Annotated in this window: 13 protein-coding genes; 7 read left to right on the top strand and 6 right to left on the bottom strand. The window is 68.4% G+C overall.

Annotated features, from left to right (window positions below; translation table 11 throughout):
* Positions 1-350 precede the first annotated feature (350 nt).
* The 5 genes from F1193_RS07050 (at position 351) to F1193_RS07070 (ending at position 5,206) form a co-directional block, all read left to right on the top strand.
* Positions 351-1,379 carry an amino acid ABC transporter substrate-binding protein gene (locus F1193_RS07050; RefSeq protein WP_150096974.1) on the top strand — a complete coding sequence of 343 codons (1,029 nt, stop codon included), beginning with the start codon at positions 351-353 and terminating at the stop codon, positions 1,377-1,379.
* Positions 1,380-1,416: 37 nt separating this feature from the next.
* On the top strand, positions 1,417-2,601 hold the full coding sequence (locus F1193_RS07055) for an amino acid ABC transporter permease (protein ID WP_150096975.1): 1,185 nt from the start codon (positions 1,417-1,419) through the stop codon (positions 2,599-2,601).
* Positions 2,602-2,604: 3 nt separating this feature from the next.
* Entirely contained in the window at positions 2,605-3,735 is a 1,131-nt protein-coding gene (locus tag F1193_RS07060; RefSeq protein ID WP_150096976.1) for an amino acid ABC transporter permease, read from the top strand.
* Positions 3,736-3,743: 8 nt separating this feature from the next.
* Positions 3,744-4,505: an amino acid ABC transporter ATP-binding protein gene (locus F1193_RS07065; protein ID WP_210247317.1), complete on the top strand. Its 762-nt coding sequence runs from the start codon at positions 3,744-3,746 to the stop codon at positions 4,503-4,505.
* Between the two features lie 365 nt (positions 4,506-4,870).
* Complete coding sequence (locus tag F1193_RS07070) at positions 4,871-5,206, top strand: GIY-YIG nuclease family protein (RefSeq protein WP_150096978.1); 336 nt, start codon at positions 4,871-4,873, stop codon at positions 5,204-5,206.
* 181 nt (positions 5,207-5,387) lie between these two features.
* On the opposite strand, the gene pyc is transcribed toward F1193_RS07070, so the two are convergent.
* Both pyc and sseA read right to left on the bottom strand, forming a co-directional pair.
* Positions 5,388-8,873 carry a pyruvate carboxylase gene (gene pyc, locus F1193_RS07075; protein ID WP_150096979.1) on the bottom strand — a complete coding sequence of 1,162 codons (3,486 nt, stop codon included), beginning with the start codon at positions 8,871-8,873 and terminating at the stop codon, positions 5,388-5,390.
* Between the two features lie 183 nt (positions 8,874-9,056).
* Positions 9,057-9,902: a 3-mercaptopyruvate sulfurtransferase gene (gene sseA, locus F1193_RS07080; protein WP_150096980.1), complete on the bottom strand. Its 846-nt coding sequence runs from the start codon at positions 9,900-9,902 to the stop codon at positions 9,057-9,059.
* Between the two features lie 281 nt (positions 9,903-10,183).
* On the opposite strand from sseA, the gene F1193_RS07085 reads away from it, so the two are divergent.
* On the top strand, positions 10,184-10,864 hold the full coding sequence (locus tag F1193_RS07085) for a ChrR family anti-sigma-E factor (protein ID WP_150096981.1): 681 nt from the start codon (positions 10,184-10,186) through the stop codon (positions 10,862-10,864).
* 10 nt (positions 10,865-10,874) lie between these two features.
* A complete protein-coding gene (locus tag F1193_RS07090) occupies positions 10,875-11,648 on the top strand; it encodes an SDR family NAD(P)-dependent oxidoreductase (protein WP_150096982.1) in 774 nt (257 codons plus the stop codon).
* A gap of 1 nt (position 11,649) precedes the next feature.
* Here F1193_RS07090 and F1193_RS07095 read toward each other — a convergent pair whose 3' ends face one another.
* The 4 genes from F1193_RS07095 to F1193_RS07110 are packed head-to-tail and all read right to left on the bottom strand — an operon-like array spanning position 11,650 to position 16,448.
* A complete protein-coding gene (locus tag F1193_RS07095; RefSeq protein WP_150096983.1) occupies positions 11,650-13,014 on the bottom strand; it encodes an MFS transporter in 1,365 nt (454 codons plus the stop codon).
* The gene (locus F1193_RS07100) at positions 13,011-14,243 is read right to left on the bottom strand and encodes an SAM-dependent methyltransferase (protein ID WP_150096984.1); all 1,233 of its coding nucleotides are present in this window, start codon (positions 14,241-14,243) and stop codon (positions 13,011-13,013) included. Before F1193_RS07100 ends, F1193_RS07095 begins: the two co-directional genes overlap by 4 nt.
* Before the next feature lie 24 nt (positions 14,244-14,267).
* Complete coding sequence (locus tag F1193_RS07105; RefSeq protein WP_150096985.1) at positions 14,268-15,143, bottom strand: DUF1365 domain-containing protein; 876 nt, start codon at positions 15,141-15,143, stop codon at positions 14,268-14,270.
* A 6-nt stretch (positions 15,144-15,149) separates the two neighbouring features.
* Entirely contained in the window at positions 15,150-16,448 is a 1,299-nt protein-coding gene (locus F1193_RS07110) for an NAD(P)/FAD-dependent oxidoreductase (RefSeq protein ID WP_150096986.1), read from the bottom strand.
* Between the last annotated feature and the right edge of the window lie 16 nt (positions 16,449-16,464).

The raw sequence follows: 16,464 nt of genomic DNA on the forward strand, positions 1-16,464 counted from the left end.
CCTTGACCCCGGCCCCGCCAGAGTCTGAGATGCCGCAGGAACGGCGGCGCGTGCACCGCGCGGAGGTGAAAGGTCAAGGATAGAGAGGTCTAGAGCATTTTTCGCAAGCGTGGCTACTGGTTTCGGGAGACGTGCGATCGGCCATGGTTGCGAAACTGTGTCGACACAACGGCTTAGGTCGGCCAGGGGGCTGGCGCCGCCACCGGTGCCGGCGCGCGGGCCTGTCCGCAGCGCGGCCCGAGCGGCGGCGCAGGCCGATTTGACATCGGGGCGTGTGCGGTTCTCCCTGCCGGCGGTCCGGCGGTGGCGCGCTGTTCGGGGAAACAACGATTCTGGGAAGGCTTTCCGCCATGCATTGGCTTGCTGTCGTTCTCGCGCTTGGGATTGCCTGCTGCGGCGGGGTATCGACCGCGTCCGCCCAGGCGACGCTGAAGGGGATCCAGGGCCGCGGCCACCTGATCTGCGGCGTCAGCCAAGGGCTGCCCGGCTTCTCCGCGCCGAACGACAAGGGCGAATGGACCGGGCTCGACGTCGATTTCTGCCGGGCGCTGGCGGCGGCGATCTTCAACGACACCGCCAAGGTGACCTTCGTGCCGCTGTCGGCCAAGGACCGCTTCACCGCGCTGCAATCGGGCGACATCGACGTGCTGGCGCGCAACTCGACCTGGACGCTGTCGCGCGACACCGCGCTGGGGCTCGATTTCCCGGCCATCACCTTCTACGACGGCCAGGGCTTCATGGTGCGCAAGTCGCTGAAGGTCAGCTCGGCGCTGGAATTGAGCGGCGCCTCGATCTGCACCCAGACCGGCACCACCACCGAGCTCAACGCCGCCGACTACTTCCACGCCCACAACATGACCTACGAGATGGTGGCCTTCGCCACCAATGACGAGGCGATCAAGACCTACGACACCGGCGAGAACGGCCGCTGCGACGCCTTCACTACCGACATTGCCGGCCTCTATGCCGAGCGGCTGAAGCTCGCCAACCCCGCCGACCACGTCGTGCTGCCGGAAGTGATCTCCAAGGAGCCGCTGGGACCGGCGGTGCGCCACGGCGACGACCAGTGGACCGACATCGTGCGCTGGACGCATTTCGCCATGGTCTCCGCCGAGGAGCTCGGCGTGTCGTCGGCGACCGTCGACGCCATGCTGAAGTCGCCCAATCCGGAGGTGCGGCGCCTGCTCGGCACCGAGGGCAATGCCGGCGAGCAGCTTGGCCTGACCAAGGACTGGGTGGTGCGCATCGTCAAGCAGGTCGGCAATTATGGCGAGGTGTTCGAGCGCAATGTCGGCAAGGATTCGCGGCTCGGCGTCGCGCGCGGCCAGAACGCGCTGTGGACCAAGGGCGGCCTGCAATACGCGCCGCCGATAAGGTAGTGGGCGCTTCGTCCTCCCGGCCGCCACGAAAGGTGACATGACGCGTGAAACCGGCCACGTTCCCGAACGCCGCATCCGGCTGTCGCGGGCCGCTCTGCGCACGCTGGCGCCGCAGGCGCTGCTCGTCGCCGCCGTGGCGCTGGTCGGCTGGAGCCTGATCGACACCGCCCGCCACAATCTCGCCGACCAGCACATCGCCTCCGGCTTCGGCTTCCTGCAGCAGACCGCCGGCTTCGACGTGTCGCAGAGCCTCATCGCCTACAGCCGGTCCGACACCTATGGCCGCGTGTTCCTGGTCGGGCTCGCCAACACGCTGCTGATCTCGGCGCTCGGCATCCTGTTGGCCACCGTCATCGGCTTTGCCGTCGGCATCGCCCGGCTGTCGCCGTCCTGGGTGCTGGCGCGGCTCGCCGGCGCCTATGTCGAGATCACCCGCAACCTGCCGCTGCTGTTCCAGATCCTGTTCTGGTACCTGCTGATGCTCGGCGTCTTGCCGGGGCCGCGCCAGAGCCTGGAGGGGCCGCTGGGCCTCTTCCTCAACAATCGCGGCCTGATCCTGCCGCAGCCGGTGGCGGGCGCCGGGCTTGAGTGGGTGGCGGCGGCGGCCGGCGGGGCCGTGCTTGCGGCAATCCTTGTCGGTCGATGGGCGCGGGCGCGGCAGGCGAGAAGCGGCCGCAGCTTTCCCGCCGGCCGGGTGGCGCTGCTGCTGATGCTCGGCGCGCCGCTGGCGGCGTTCCTCCTGCTCGGCCAGCCGCTGGCGCTGGCGCCGGCCGAATTGCGCGGCTTCAATTTCATCGGCGGCATCCGGCTGGTGCCGGAATTCGTGGCGGTGGTGGCGGGGCTATCGTTCTATACCGCCGGCTTCATCGCCGAGATCGTGCGCGCCGGCATCCAGGCCGTCGATCGCGGACAGGCGGAGGCTGCGGCCTCGCTTGGCCTCAGGCCGGGGCGGACGCTGCAGCTCGTGGTGATCCCGCAGGCGATGCGGGTGATCGTGCCGCCGCTGACCAGCCAGTTTCTCAACGTCGTCAAGAACTCGTCGCTGGCGATGGCGGTGGGCTTTCCCGATCTGGTCGCGGTGTTCGCCGGCACCACGCTGAACCAGACGGGGCAGGCGATCGAGATCATCGCCATGACCATGGCGGTCTATCTCGCCATCAGCCTTCTCACCGCGCTGGTGATGAACCTCTACAATCGGCGCTTCCAGCCGGTGGGGCGGTGAGCGATGCGCAAAGGGAGGTTCGTCCGCAGGGAGCTTTCGCCGGCGCTGCCGCCGCCGGTTGCGGCGTCGGGTCCGCTCAGATGGCTGCGCACGCGGCTGTTCGCCGGCCCGGTCAGCACGGTCCTGACGCTCGCCAGCCTCCTGGTGCTGTGGCTGATCGTGCCGCCGCTGGTGACCTTCCTCGTCATCGACGCGGTGTGGAGCGGGGAGGGGCGCGAGGCGTGCCTCGCCGAGACCGCCGGCCGGCCGGTCGGCGCCTGCTGGCCGTTCATTGCGGCCAAGCTCGGCCAGCTCATTTACGGCTTCTATCCGGCCGGGGAGCGCTGGCGGGTCGATCTGGTGTTCGCCACGGCGTTCGCGCTGCTGGTGCCGCTGCTCGTTCCGCCTGCGCCGTTCAAGCGCCTCAATGCCGCGCTGTTCTTCGTGGCGTTTCCGCTCGCGGCCTATGTGCTGCTGGTCGGCGGCTGGTTCGGCCTTGCCGTTGTCGAAACCCGCGCCTGGGGCGGCCTCTTGGTGACGCTGGTGGTGGCGGTCACCGGCATTGTCGCGTCGCTGCCGCTCGGCATCCTGCTGGCGCTGGGGCGCCGCTCCGACCTGCCGGCGGTACGCTGGCTTTCGGTCGCCTTCATCGAGTTCTGGCGCGGCGTGCCGCTGATCACCGTGCTGTTCTTCGCCACCTACATGCTGCCGCTGTTCCTGCCGGGCTCGTGGAGCATCGACAATCTGCTGCGGGCGCTGATCGGCGTCGCGGTGTTCGCCGCCGCCTACATGGCCGAGGTGGTGCGCGGCGGACTGCAGGGCGTGCCGCAGGCGCAATATGAGGGCGCCACCGCGCTCGGCCTCAGGCCATGGCAGACCATGGCGCTGGTGGTGCTGCCGCAGGCGCTGAAGCTGGTCATTCCCGGTATCGTCAACACCTTCATCGGCCTGTTCAAGGACACCACGCTGGTGATGATCGTCGCGATCTTCGATCTGTTGGGCCAGCTTCGTGCGGCGTTCGCCGATCCGTCGTGGGCGTCGCCCTCGACGCTCTATACCGGCTTCGCCTTTACCGGCCTGATCTATTTCGCCTTCTGCTTCGGCATGAGCCGCTATGCGCATTTCATCGAGCGCCGGCTGAAGGCTGGACGTTGAGGATGCAAATGGCGCCGAAGATCGAGACCACCCGGCACCCGATCGCCATCGAGATCGAAGGGCTCGACAAATGGTTCGGCGGCTTTCACGTGCTGCGCGGCATCGATTTCACCGTGAAGCGCGGCGAGCGCATCGTGATCTGCGGACCGTCCGGCTCCGGCAAATCGACGCTGATCCGCTGCATCAACCGCCTGGAGACGTTCGAGCGCGGCCGCATCATCGTCGATGGCATCGAGCTCAACGACGACATGCAGCACATCGACGAGATCCGGCGCGAGGTCGGCATGGTGTTCCAGCAGTTCAACCTGTTTCCGCACCTCACGGTGCTGGAGAACTGTACGCTGGCGCCGGTCTGGGTGCGCAAGCTGCCCAGGCGCGAGGCCGATTCCATCGCCATGCACTATCTGGAGCGCGTGCGCATCCCCGAGCAGGCGCACAAATTTCCCGGCCAGCTCTCCGGCGGCCAGCAGCAGCGCGTCGCCATCGCCCGCGCGCTGTGCATGAACCCGCGCATCATGCTGTTCGACGAGCCGACATCGGCGCTCGACCCCGAGATGGTGAAGGAGGTGCTCGACACCATGGTCCAACTCGCGCGCGACGGCATGACCATGCTGGTGGTCAGCCACGAGATGGGCTTCGCCCGCGAGGTCGCCGACCGCGTGGTGTTCATGGATTCGGGCCAGATCATCGAGGCGGCGCCGCCCGAGGCATTCTTCGCCACGCCGCAGCACGAGCGCACCCGCGCGTTCCTGGCGCAGGTGTTGCGGTGAGGATCCGTCGTCCCGGGCAAGCGGCGTCAGCCGCGCGACCCGGGACCGTTTGCAGGAGAGGGTGTCTTTTCTTGATGACGATCCCGGGTCTCGCTTCGCTTCGCCCGGGATGACGAGGCCCCGGGGGTTGTCGTCCCGGGCAAGGGCCGAAGGCCCGCGACCCGGGACCGTGTTCCGGAAGGGGTGTCTTGTTCTGATGACGATCCCGGGTCTCGCTTCGCTTCGCCCGGGATGACGAGGCACGGAAGACACGATCCTTGGTCTCCGCTTCGCTTCGCCCAGCATGACGTGTATTTTAAGGCGTGTCGTCCCGGGCAAGGGCCGCAGGCCCGCGACCCGGGACCGTTCTGCAGAACGGACCACACATGCGTTATGCGGTCTACATGCTCGCGACGCGCAAGGACGGGCCGCTTTATGTCGGCGTGACGAATGATCTCGTTCGCCGGGTGTTCGAGCATCGCTCCGGTGCGGTGCGCGGCTTCACGTGGCAATTCAATATCCACCGACTGGTGTGGTTCGAACCGCACGATTCAATTGAAGCGGCGATCATCCGCGAGAAGCAGATCAAGCGCTGGCACCGCGCCTGGAAGGTCGAGATGATCGAGGCAGAAAACCCCGGGTGGGATGACCTTTACGAGAGGATTGCTGGGGCATTTCCGGAGGACGATCCCGGGTCTCGGCTGACGCCTCGCCCGGGATGACGAGGCCCATTCTGTCGTCCCGGGCAAGCAGCGAAGCTGCGCGACCCGGGACCGTATGCAGGAAGGGGTGTCTTGTTCTGATGACGATCCCGGGTCTCGCTTCGCTCGCCCGGGATGACGAGGCACGAGGCGAGACGATCCCGGGTCTCGCTGACGCTCGCCCGGGATGACAAAATCGCCCTTACCCCTCGAACACCACCAGCAGATCCTTGGCGTCGACCGGGCTGCCGGGGTGCACCAGCACCTCCTTGATGGTGCCTGAGCGCGGGGAGTGCAGCGCGGTTTCCATCTTCATCGCCTCGATGGTCATCAGCACGTCGCCGGCCTTGATCGTCATGCCGGGCTTCACCGCCAATGCTGCCACCGAGCCGGGCAGGGGGGCGGCGACATGGGCGTCGTTGCCGTCCTCGGCCTTGCGGCGGGCGGGGAGCTGCGAGGCGACGACGCGGTTGGGCACCTTGACGACGCGCGGCTGGCCGTTGAGCTCGAAGAACACCTCGACCTGGCCGTCCTCGTCGGTTTCGCCCAGCGCCTGCAGCGAGATCACCAGCGCCTTGCCGCGCTCGATCTCCACCGTGATCTCGTCGCCGAGCTTCATGCCGTAGAAATAGACCGGGGTCGGCAGCGTCGAGACCGGCCCGTACTTGCGCACGGCGCGCACGAAGTCGGCATAGACCTTGGGGTACATCAGGAAGGAGGCGAGGTCGAAGTCGCTCGGCGCCTCCTCGGCCAGCTTGGCAACCTCGCCGCGCTGGGCCTCCAAATCCGTGTCGGCGAGCAGCGCGCCCGGCCGCGCGGTCGAGGCTTCCTTGCCCTTCAGCGCCTTCTTGACCAGCGCCTGCGGCCAGCCGCCGGGCGGCTGGCCGAGGTCGCCGTGCAGCATCTCGACAACCGAGGCGGGGAAGGCGATGTCCTTCTTGGGGTCCATCACGTCGGCTGGGGTGATGCCCTGCGACACCATGATCAGCGCCATGTCGCCGACCACCTTGGAGGAGGGGGTCACTTTCACGATGTCGCCGAACAAATCGTTGGCGTCGCGATAGGCCTTGGCCACGTCGTGCCAGCGGGTGTCGAGGCCGAGCGCGCGGGCCTGCTCCTTGAGATTGGTGAACTGGCCGCCCGGCATCTCGTGCAGATAGACCTCCGAGGCGCCGGCCTTGAGGTCGCTCTCGAACGCGGCGTACTGGTCGCGCACCGCCTCCCAATAGAAGCTGAGATGGCGGATGACGTCGTGGTCGAGCCCGGTGTCGCGCTCGGTGTGCTCTAAGGCCTGCACGATCGAGCCGAGGCAGGGCTGCGAGGTCAGCCCGCTCATGGCGTCCATGGCGGCATCCACCGCATCGGCGCCGGCCTCGATCGCCGCCAGCACCGAGGCGCCCGAGATCCCCGAGGTGTCGTGGGTGTGGAGGTGGATCGGCAGGCCGACCTCTTCTTTAAGCGCCTTCACCAGCACGCGGGCGGCGGCGGGCTTCAGGAGCCCCGCCATGTCCTTGATGCCGAGGATGTGGCAGCCGGCCTTCTCCAGCTGCTTGGCGAGGTCGACATAGTAGGTGAGCGAGAACTTGGCGCGGTCGGGATCGAGAATGTCGCCGGTGTAGCAGATGGCGCCTTCCGCCAGCCGCCCGGTCTCGCCCACCGCGTCGATGGCGACGCGCATGTTCTCGACCCAGTTCAGGCAGTCGAACACCCGGAACACGTCGATGCCGCCGGCCGCCGCCTGCCGGACGAAGAACTTCACCACATTGTCGGGATAATTGGTGTAGCCGACGCCGTTGGCGCCGCGCAGCAGCATCTGCAGCAGCAGGTTGGGGACGCGCTCGCGCAGGGTGGCGAGGCGCTCCCACGGGTCCTCGGTGAGGAAGCGCATCGCCACGTCGAAGGTGGCGCCGCCCCAGCACTCCAGCGAGAAGAGCTGCGGCAGCGCGGTCGAATAGGCTTCGGCCGCGGCGATGATGTCGAAGGAGCGCATGCGCGTCGCGATCAGCGACTGGTGGGCGTCGCGCATGGTGGTGTCGGTGACCAGCACGCGCTTTTCGGCCTTCATCCATTCGGCGAAGCGCTTCGGGCCGAGCTGGTCGAGCAGCTGCTTGGTGCCGTCCGGGGCCTCGCGCGCGGTGCCGAAGAAGGGCGGCACGGGCTCGCGGGCGGTCAACGGCGGCTTGGCGCGGCCCTTCACCTCCGGGTGGCCGTTGATGGTGACGTCGGCGATGTAGCCGAGCAGCTTGGTGGCGCGGTCGCGGGGGCGCGCCACCTGGAACAGTTCGGGGGTCTCGTCGATGAATCGCGTGGTGTAGTCGCCATTGCGGAAGCGCGGGTGGTTCAGCAGCGATTCCAGGAAGGCCAGGTTGGTGGCGACGCCGCGGATGCGGTATTCGCGCAGCGCGCGCTCCATGCGCGAGATGGTCTCGGCGGGCGTCGGCGCCCAGGCGGTGACCTTCTCCAGCATCGGATCGTAATAGGGCGTCACCACCGCGCCGGAGTACGCGGTGCCGCCGTCGACGCGGATGCCGAAGCCGAAGGCGCCGCGATAGGCGGTGATGCGCCCGTAGTCCGGAATGAAGTTATTCTCCGGATTCTCGGTGGTGATGCGGCACTGCATGGCGTGGCCATCGAGCCGGATATCGTGTTGCGCCGGGATGCCGGTCTCGGCAACGTGGCCGAGCCGGCCGCCCTGGGCGATGCGGATCTGCGCCTTCACGATGTCGAGCCCGGTGACCACCTCGGTCACCGTGTGCTCGACCTGGACGCGCGGATTGACCTCGATGAAGTAGAAGTCGCCGGTGTCGGAATCCATCAGGAATTCGACCGTGCCGGCGCCGACATAATCGGTGGCGCGGCCGATCTTCAGCGCCGCCGCAGCGAACGCTTCGCGCGCCGCAGCGTCGAGATACGGCGCCGGAGCGCGCTCTACGACCTTCTGATGGCGGCGCTGGATGGTGCAATCGCGCTCGAACAGGTGGACGAGGTTGCCGTGGCGATCGCCCAGAAGCTGCACCTCGACGTGGCGGGCGCGGCGCACCAGCTTCTCCAGATAGACCTCGTCCTTGCCGAACGCCGCCTTGGCCTCGCGCCGGGCGGTGGTGACGGTGTCGATCAGGCCCTGCGGACCTTCGATCGGCCGCATGCCGCGGCCGCCGCCGCCCCAGGAGGCCTTCAACATCACCGGATAACCGATTGCGGCAGCAAGCCTTTCGATCTCGGCCGGGTCGTCGGGCAAGGGGTCGGTCGCCGGCATCACCGGCACGCCGACCGAGATGGCGAGGTTGCGCGCCGACACCTTGTTGCCGAGCGTGCGCATGGTGTCGGGCGACGGCCCGATGAAGATGATGCCGGCCTCGGCGCAAGCCTCAGCAAAGTCAGGGTTTTCCGACAGGAAGCCGTAGCCGGGGTGGATGGCGTCGACCTGCGCGTCCTTGGCGACCCGGATGACCTCGTCGATCGAGAGATAGGCGGCGATGGGGCCGAGCTTGTCGCTGCCGGGGCGCGCCTTGCCGACCTCGTAGGCCTCGTCCGCCTTGAAGCGGTGGAGCGAGAGCTTGTCCTCCTCGGCGTAGATCGCCACCGTGCGGATGCCGAGCTCGGTCGCGGCGCGGAACACGCGGATGGCGATCTCGGAGCGGTTGGCGACGAGGAGGCGGCGGATCGGACGCGGCGAAACGTTGGGCATCTGGCTCGGCTCACGCAGGAACGACGGGAGGGCGATGACGTAAACGGAGCCTTCTTACACGAAACTCCGGCCCTCGGGGGCCGGAGTTCGGAGTTGCCGGGTCAAAATTTACCTTTGGTAACAACGACTTTCGACGAAGGTCTAGTTCAAGCTTGCCTCCGGCCGGGCCGTGGACGCCGCCGGTCACGCCGCCGCCGTCACCGGCAGATCGGGCCGGGAACCCCACTCGGCCCAGGAGCCGTCATAGATGCGGGATGCCTTGCCGATCGAGTCGAGCGCCAGCGTCAGCACCGCCGCGGTCACGCCCGAGCCGCAGGAGGTGATGACCGGGCGGTCGAGATCGACGCCGGCCTTGACGAAGGCCGCGCGGATGGCCTCCTCGTCGACCAGCCGGCCCTCGGACACCAGCATGTCGAACGGCAGGTTCTTGGCGCCCGGCATGTGGCCGGCCCGCATGTCGGGGCGCGGCTCCGGCATCTCGCCGAAGAAGCGGGCGGGACCGCGCGCATCGACGACCTGGGCGGAGTCCGTCGTGAGCGCGCTCAGCACGTCCGCGGCTGCGGCCACCGCGCTGTGGTCGAGGCGGGCATGGAAGGTGTGGGGCGACCGGCTCACCGGTCCGGTCTCGACCGGCCGGCCCTCGGCCAGCCATTTCGGCAGCCCGCCGTCCAGGATGAATACGTCGCGGGCACCCATGATGCGGAAGTTCCACCACACGCGCGGCGCCGAGAACAGGCCGCAGGCGTCGTAGACGACGATGGTCTGGCCGCTGCCGATGCCGAGCTTGCCGACCTCGGCGCCGAACAGGTCCGGCGACGGCACCATGTGCGGGTAGGGTGAGGCCGGATCCTTGATCTTGTCGATATCGAAGCGCACCGCGTGCGGGATATGGCAGGCGAGATACTCCGCCTCCGCGTTGCGGCCGGTCGTGGGAAGCTGATAGGTGCCTTCGACCACCACCACGTCGGGGGCGCCGAGATGGGCGGCGAGCCATTCGGTCGAGACAAGCCAGCGGCTGCGGGACGGCATGCGTGTTCTCCGGGAGGGATCGTGACCGGGGGGTGGCTCGGGGTAGCGAAGCAGCAATACGCTGGCAAGACGGGCCACCGCACGGGGTCTGCGCATGGCCGCCCCGGGGGGTCGTTGCCGGCGCTCCGGAAATCCTTGTCCGATCAACGGATCTCGGGCCTCTGCGAACGAATTTCCGCCCGCGGGCGGAAATTCGGGCTACATCCGTCCTTTGCCGATGTGATCCGGAAAAGCGCCTCCACCGTAACAATGTCGTCAACGCAGCCGAGGTGACGTCGAACATGACCCATGCGAGCCAAACCCACACGAACCAGGCAGGGGCGGCCGCAGTCGATGCCTTGTTGGCCGATTATGCTGCCGGGGCGCTGCGGAGCCCGATGTCCGTATTGATCGAGGCGCATCTGGAGCTCTCTCCGGACAACCGGCGCTTCGTGCATGATCTGGAGGCGGTGGGCGGCATGCTTCTCGACGAGGCGCCGCCGGTGGCGCTCGCCGACCGCGATGCCCGCATTGCCGCCATCCTTGCCGACGAGGCGCCGTCCGGCCCCATCCGGGCCCGGCCGCGGACGCCGGCCGATCCGGTGCTGCCGGTGGCGCTGCGCCGCTTCATCGGCCGCCCGTTCAGCGAAATCGCCTGGAAGTCCAGGCTGCCCGGCCTGAAGGAGTGCCACCTCGACAGCGAGGACGGCGAGGCCAGCCTGCTGTGGATCCGGTCGGGGCAGGCGATGCCCTCCCACACCCACACCGGACTTGAGGCGGTGCTGGTGCTGAAGGGCGGCTTTGCCGACGCCAACGGACACTATGAGCGCGGCGACGTCGCGGTTGCCGACGAGTCGATCGACCACAAGCCGGTGGCCGACGATGATGGCGAGGACTGCATCTGCTTTGTCGTCGAAGAGGGTCACGTCAGGCTGACCGGCCTGCTCGGCCGCATCTTCCAGCGCCTCGCTGGCCAAGGGTGAGAACCTCGAGATGAGCGCACAGCGCGTCTGGATCACCGGTGCCAGTTCGGGCATCGGTCGGGCGCTGGCTCTTGAGCTGGCCCGCCGCGGAGCCACAGTGGTGGCGACTGCCCGGCGGGCCGAAGCGCTGGCCGAGCTTTCGGGTTCAGCGGCCAGTCTCAAGGGATCGATCGGCGCCGAGCCGGCCGACGTCACCGACGCCGGTGCGCTGGAAGCACTTGTGGCGCGCGTCGAGACCGAGGACGGTCCGATCGACACCGCCGTCCTCAATGCCGGGCTCTATCTGCCGGTGCGGGCCGAGGACTTCGACCGTGCCAAGTTCGAAACCTCCTTCGCGGTCAATCTCGGCGGTACGGTGAATGCGCTGGCGCCGATCCTGCCGCGCATGCTGGCGCGCAAGCGCGGGCGCATCGCCTTCGTGGCGTCGGTCGCCGGCTATGGCGGCCTGCCCACCTCGGCCGCCTATGGCGCCACCAAGGCGGCGCTGATCAACATGGCCGAAAGCCTGAAGTTCGACTGCGACCGCCAGGGCGTGACGGTGCAGGTGATCTGCCCCGGCTTCGTCGACACCCCGGCGACCGAGGTCAATCCGTTCCCGATGCCATTCCTGCTGCCGGTCGAGGACGCGGCCCGGCGGATCGCCGACGGGCTGGAGACCGACCGGTTCGAGATCGCGTTTCCGCGGCGTCTCGCCTGGATCCTGAAAGCCGTCAATCTCCTGCCGTATTGGCTCTATTTTCCGCTGGTGGCGCGAGCCACCGGCTGGAACAAGCCGCACGGATAGCTCAAGCCCCCCTCCTGCTGTCGATCGTGGCGTGCAGGCGGGCCTGTTCGGCGGCATCGAGCGGGAAGCGCCACATGAGCGTGATGGCGGCAAGCTTCAGCGCCACCGGAACCGCCGCATAGAGCATCGCCAGGGTCATCAGGCCACGCTCGCTCGCGGCGCCCTGCGCCGGATCGAAGCCAGCCCACGACAGCACGGGAAAGGCGATGCCGACGGCAACCGCCAAGGCGGCCTTGGTGGCGAGGCTCCAGACGGCAAGATAGAGGCCCGAGCGCTGCTCGCCGGTCGCTGCCGTGTCGACGTCGATCACGTCGGCCTGGATGGCGCCGGGCAGCATCAGGTCGGCACCGAGCGTCAGGCCGGTGATCACACATACGACGAGGAAAATGCCGGCGTCGCCGGGGCCGAGAAACGCCGCCGTCACGAACGCCGCGCAGGCGATCAGCATGGCCAGCGACCACGCACGGTGTTTCGACGTCCGCTGCGCCAGAGCGAGCCATGCCGGGATCCCGGCCACCCCGCACAGGAAATAGACGAGCAGCAACGGGCCGGCATAGGCAGCGGCGCCAAGCCGGTCGCCGACATAGAACAGGAACAGCGTCGCCGGAAACCCATTGGCGAGGCCGTTGAGGAAGAACGCCGCGAGCAGCCGCCGGAACGGCCGGTTGGCGAGCATCTGCACCGCGCCTTCGCGCACGGCGAGCCGGGTCACCGAACGGTCGGCCGGCTCGGGCGCGGCCGCCACCGCCAGCGCCGCCGCGGCCGGCAGCGTCAACCCGACGAGCACGGCCAGCCCCGCCAACGCGCTTGCCTGCCCGGCGCCCCACCAGGCGGGAATGATCGCCTGGGCGAGCAGCGCCACGACGGTGCCGAGGACGGTCAGCGTCTCGCGGGCGGCGACCACCCGGCTGCGGCCGGCATAGGAGGTGGAGAGCTCGGCGCCCCAGGCGAAATAGGGCACGGCCAGCGCGGTCCAGGCCAGTGACATCAGCCCGGCCCACAGCAGCAGATGAAGCGCGCCGGCGCCGGCCGGCGGCAGGAACACCATGACCGCCGCGCCGGCGGTGACGGGCGCCGCGACCGCCACCCAGATGCGCCGCCGGCCGAAGCGCACGCGGGTGCGGTCGGCGATGAGCCCGATCAGCGGATCGGTGAGGGCATCGAAGATGCGCACCGCCAGCAGCACCGCGCCCACGGTGGCGATCGGCAGGCCGACGCTGCGGGCGTAGAATTCCGGCACCAGCACGTAGAAGGGCAGCGCCAGCGCCGCCAGCGGCAAAGCCGGCGCGGCGTAGGCAAGGATTTGGCCGCGGCTCGGCTCGGCCGTTTGTCCGGTCTTGGCCGCGACCGGCGCGCCACCGCTCATCCCGCCCGCGCGAAGATCATCTGGCGCACATCGATGTTGCGCGAGCGGAATCCGGCCTCGCAATAGGCGAGGTAGTACTCCCACAGGCGGCGGAAGCGCTCGTCGAAGCCCATCGGCGCCAGATGGGGCCAGGCGGCGCGGAAGCGGTCGCGCCAATGGACGATGGTGGTGGCATAATCGAGCCCGAACTCGCGCTCCTTCACCAGGGGCATGCCCATGCGGGCGCCGAGCTCCTTTAAGATCGACGGCGGCGGCAGCATGCCGCCGGGGAAGACATAGCGGCGGATGAAATCGAGCTCGCGGCGATAGGCGTCGAACACCCGGTCCTGGATGGTGATGCTCTGGATGCCGGCGAGGCCGCCGGGCAGGAGGCGCTCGCGCAGCTTGCGGAAATAGGTCGGCCAGAAGGTCTCCCCCACCGCCTCGATCATCTCGATCGAGACGACGCGGTCGTAGAGGCCGTGCTCGTCGCGATAGTCGCGGTAGCGGATCTCGACACGGTCGGAGAGGCCGGCCTTGGCGATGCGGGCCGTGGCGTAGTCGAACTGCTCGCGCGAGATGGTGAGGCCCACCACCTTGCAGCCGCGCTCGGCCGCGGCGTATTCGGCGAAGCCGCCCCAGCCGCAGCCGATCTCCAGCACGGTGTGGCCGGGGGCCAGCGCAAGCTCGTCGGCGAGCTGTCGATACTTGGCGCGCTGGGCACTCTCCAGGTCGTTGATGCCGCCCTCGAACAGCGCGGCCGAATAGGTCATCGACGGGTCGAGCCACGCCGCATAGAAGGCGTTGCCGAGGTCGTAATGGGCCTCGATATTCTTCCTGGCCTGCCGGCGGGTGTTGCGGTTCAGCCAGTGGCGGAAATTCTGCCACAGCCGCACCAGCGGCTGGGTGGCGAGCATGGCCTGGGTCAGGTCCTGGTTGCTGCAGAACAGGTGCAGGAACTGCGTCAGATCCGGGCTCTCCCACTCACCGCGCAGATAGGCCTCGGCAATGCCGAGATCGCCGGAGACGATCAGCCGCCGGGCGAAGCTGAAATTCTTGACGATCATCACCGCGTTCGGCCCGGGCTCGACGCCGCCGAGCATCAGGCTGCGTCCATCCGGAAGTTGGACGGTGAGCGTGCCGTGCCTGATCCGGGCGGCGAGCGAAAGCGCCAGACGCGCCGCAGGCGGCAGGCCGGGCGCCACAAGATGAAGCGTGCCGGGGGAAACCAGGATCGGCTGTTGTGTCATCGTCGTTCTTGGGCCTCTGTTTCGTCAGCCGGATTTCGCATCACGGGGGGGCGCATCATGCGTCGTGGGCAGAAACACGCCGTCCCGGCTCGCCGGCGGCGGCGCGGTCGCCGGCCGCGCCGACAGGCGGAGGGGAACGCCCTTCAGCCACAGCCGCAGGGCTTCCCAGTGGATGGCGCCGAGAACCTTGGCGGTCATCATTGGATGTACGAATGATGCGCGCAACAGATTGGCGGTGTTCAGCACGCGGTGGTGGCCGGAGAAGGTCGCGGCAAACAGCGGCCCCTCGGCGTCGGTCTGCAGGATGCGCACCGCGACATCGTCGCCGGGCGGGCGCATGCGGAACAGATAGCGCTGATCGAGCGCATTGAACGGCGACACGAAGAACCGTTTTTCAGCCTGTTGGCGGATCTCGGCGACCGACGCCTCGCCGGGCCTGAGCGGGCAGACATAGGCGTGGCGCTCGCCGAAGGTGTTGCGCACCGCATAGAGGATGGCGGCAAGCTCGCCGGAGGCCGCGTAGCACCAATAGACCGACAACGGATCGAAGACGGCCCCGAACACCCGCGGATAGCACATTAGCAAGACCCGCGCCGGCCGCGGCGCGCCGGCGGAAGCCAGCAGGTCATCGACCCAGGGCCGCAGCGGCGAGCCGTCGCCCGCACCGTGATCCGCTTCCGAGAAGCCCCACAGATTGAACCGGCCGACCGAGAACAGCGGCGACAGGCGGTTGGCCTCCGCGAGCCGATCGATGTCGATCAGCAGGCTCGTCACCCGGTAGCGGAAGCGGTGGTCGACCGGGCGCAGGCGCGCGTGCGTCACCACGCCCTCGAACAGCGATGCGGCGGCCACAGGCGGCGGGCGCTGACTGGCGAGCGGACGTGGCTGCTGTGCGTTCATGCCGCCTCACGCCGCCGCGGCGAAGACGTTGCGCGGCACGGTACGCCACGGAATGACTCCGCCGAGCGCTTCGGCGACGGTGAGGCCGGACACCAGCCCGTCCTCGTGGAAGCCGTAGCCGGTCCAGGCGCCGGCAAACCAGGCGTGGTTCGCTCCCTGGATGGTGGCAAGCCGGGCCTGGGCGCCGATCGCCCGCCCATCGTACTGCGGATGGTCATATTCGAAGGTGCGGAACACGCGGTCGGGATCGGGGTCACGCACCGGGTTGAGGCTGACGAACAGCGGCCGGCTCGGATCGATGCCTTGCAGCCGATTCATCCAGTAGGTGACGGCGACCTCGCTGGCGCCGTCGGCGGGGGCGGAGATGGCGCCGGTGACGTTCCAGGACGACCAGACCTTTCGGCGCTTGGGCATCAGGGCCGTATCGCGGTGCAGGAACACGCGGTTGGGCCGGTAGGGCACCGCCGACAGGATGTCCCGCTCGGCCTCGGAGGCATCCGCCAAGAGCGCCAGCGTATCGGGCGCGTGGGTGGCGAACACGACCTGGTCGAACGCCTCGACCGCGCCCGTGCGGTCGACCACCTCGACGCCGTCCTTGGTGCGGCGCACGGCGGCCACCGGCGTGGCGAGACGCAGCGTGCCGCGGAAGGCGGCGATGAGGGCATCGACGTAGGAGCGGCTGCCGCCGGTGACCGTGCGCCAGACGATCTGGCGCACATTGACCAATCGGTGGTTCTCGAAGAACGACACGAAGCTCGCCGCCGGGAAATCCAGCAGGCGGTCGAACGGCGTCGACCAGATCGCCGCGCCCATCGGCACGATGTAGTGATCGATGAACCGGCGCGAGAAGCGCCGCCGGTCGAGCCATACGCCAAGCGTCAGACTGTCGAGATCGCCAGAGCGGCGCGCCGCCGGCGCCTCCGTGTTGAAGCGCCAGATCTCCTTCAGCATCCACAAGAAGCCGGGCGAGACGAGATTGCTGCGCTGCGCGAACACGGTGTCGAGCGACTGGCCCGACCATTCGAATGCGCCGTCGCCCAGCGACAGCGCGAAGCTCATGTCGCTGACGTGGCTCGCGACGCCGAGATGGGCGAGCAGCGCGGTGAAGTTCGGATAGTTGCGCTCGTTGTAGACGATGAAGCCGGTATCGACCGAGACCGGCGTGCTGTCATAGTCGACATCGACGGTGTGGCTGTGGCCGCCGGGGCGCGGCTCGCGCTCATAGAGCACCACGGCATGGTTGCCACTCAGCGCCCAGGCGGCGGCGTTGCCGGCGATGCCGGATCCGATCACGGCGATGCGCATCAATGTCTCCCCATGC

Source organism: Blastochloris sulfoviridis (genome assembly GCF_008630065.1).
Taxonomy (GTDB): Bacteria; Pseudomonadota; Alphaproteobacteria; order Rhizobiales; family Xanthobacteraceae; genus Blastochloris; species Blastochloris sulfoviridis.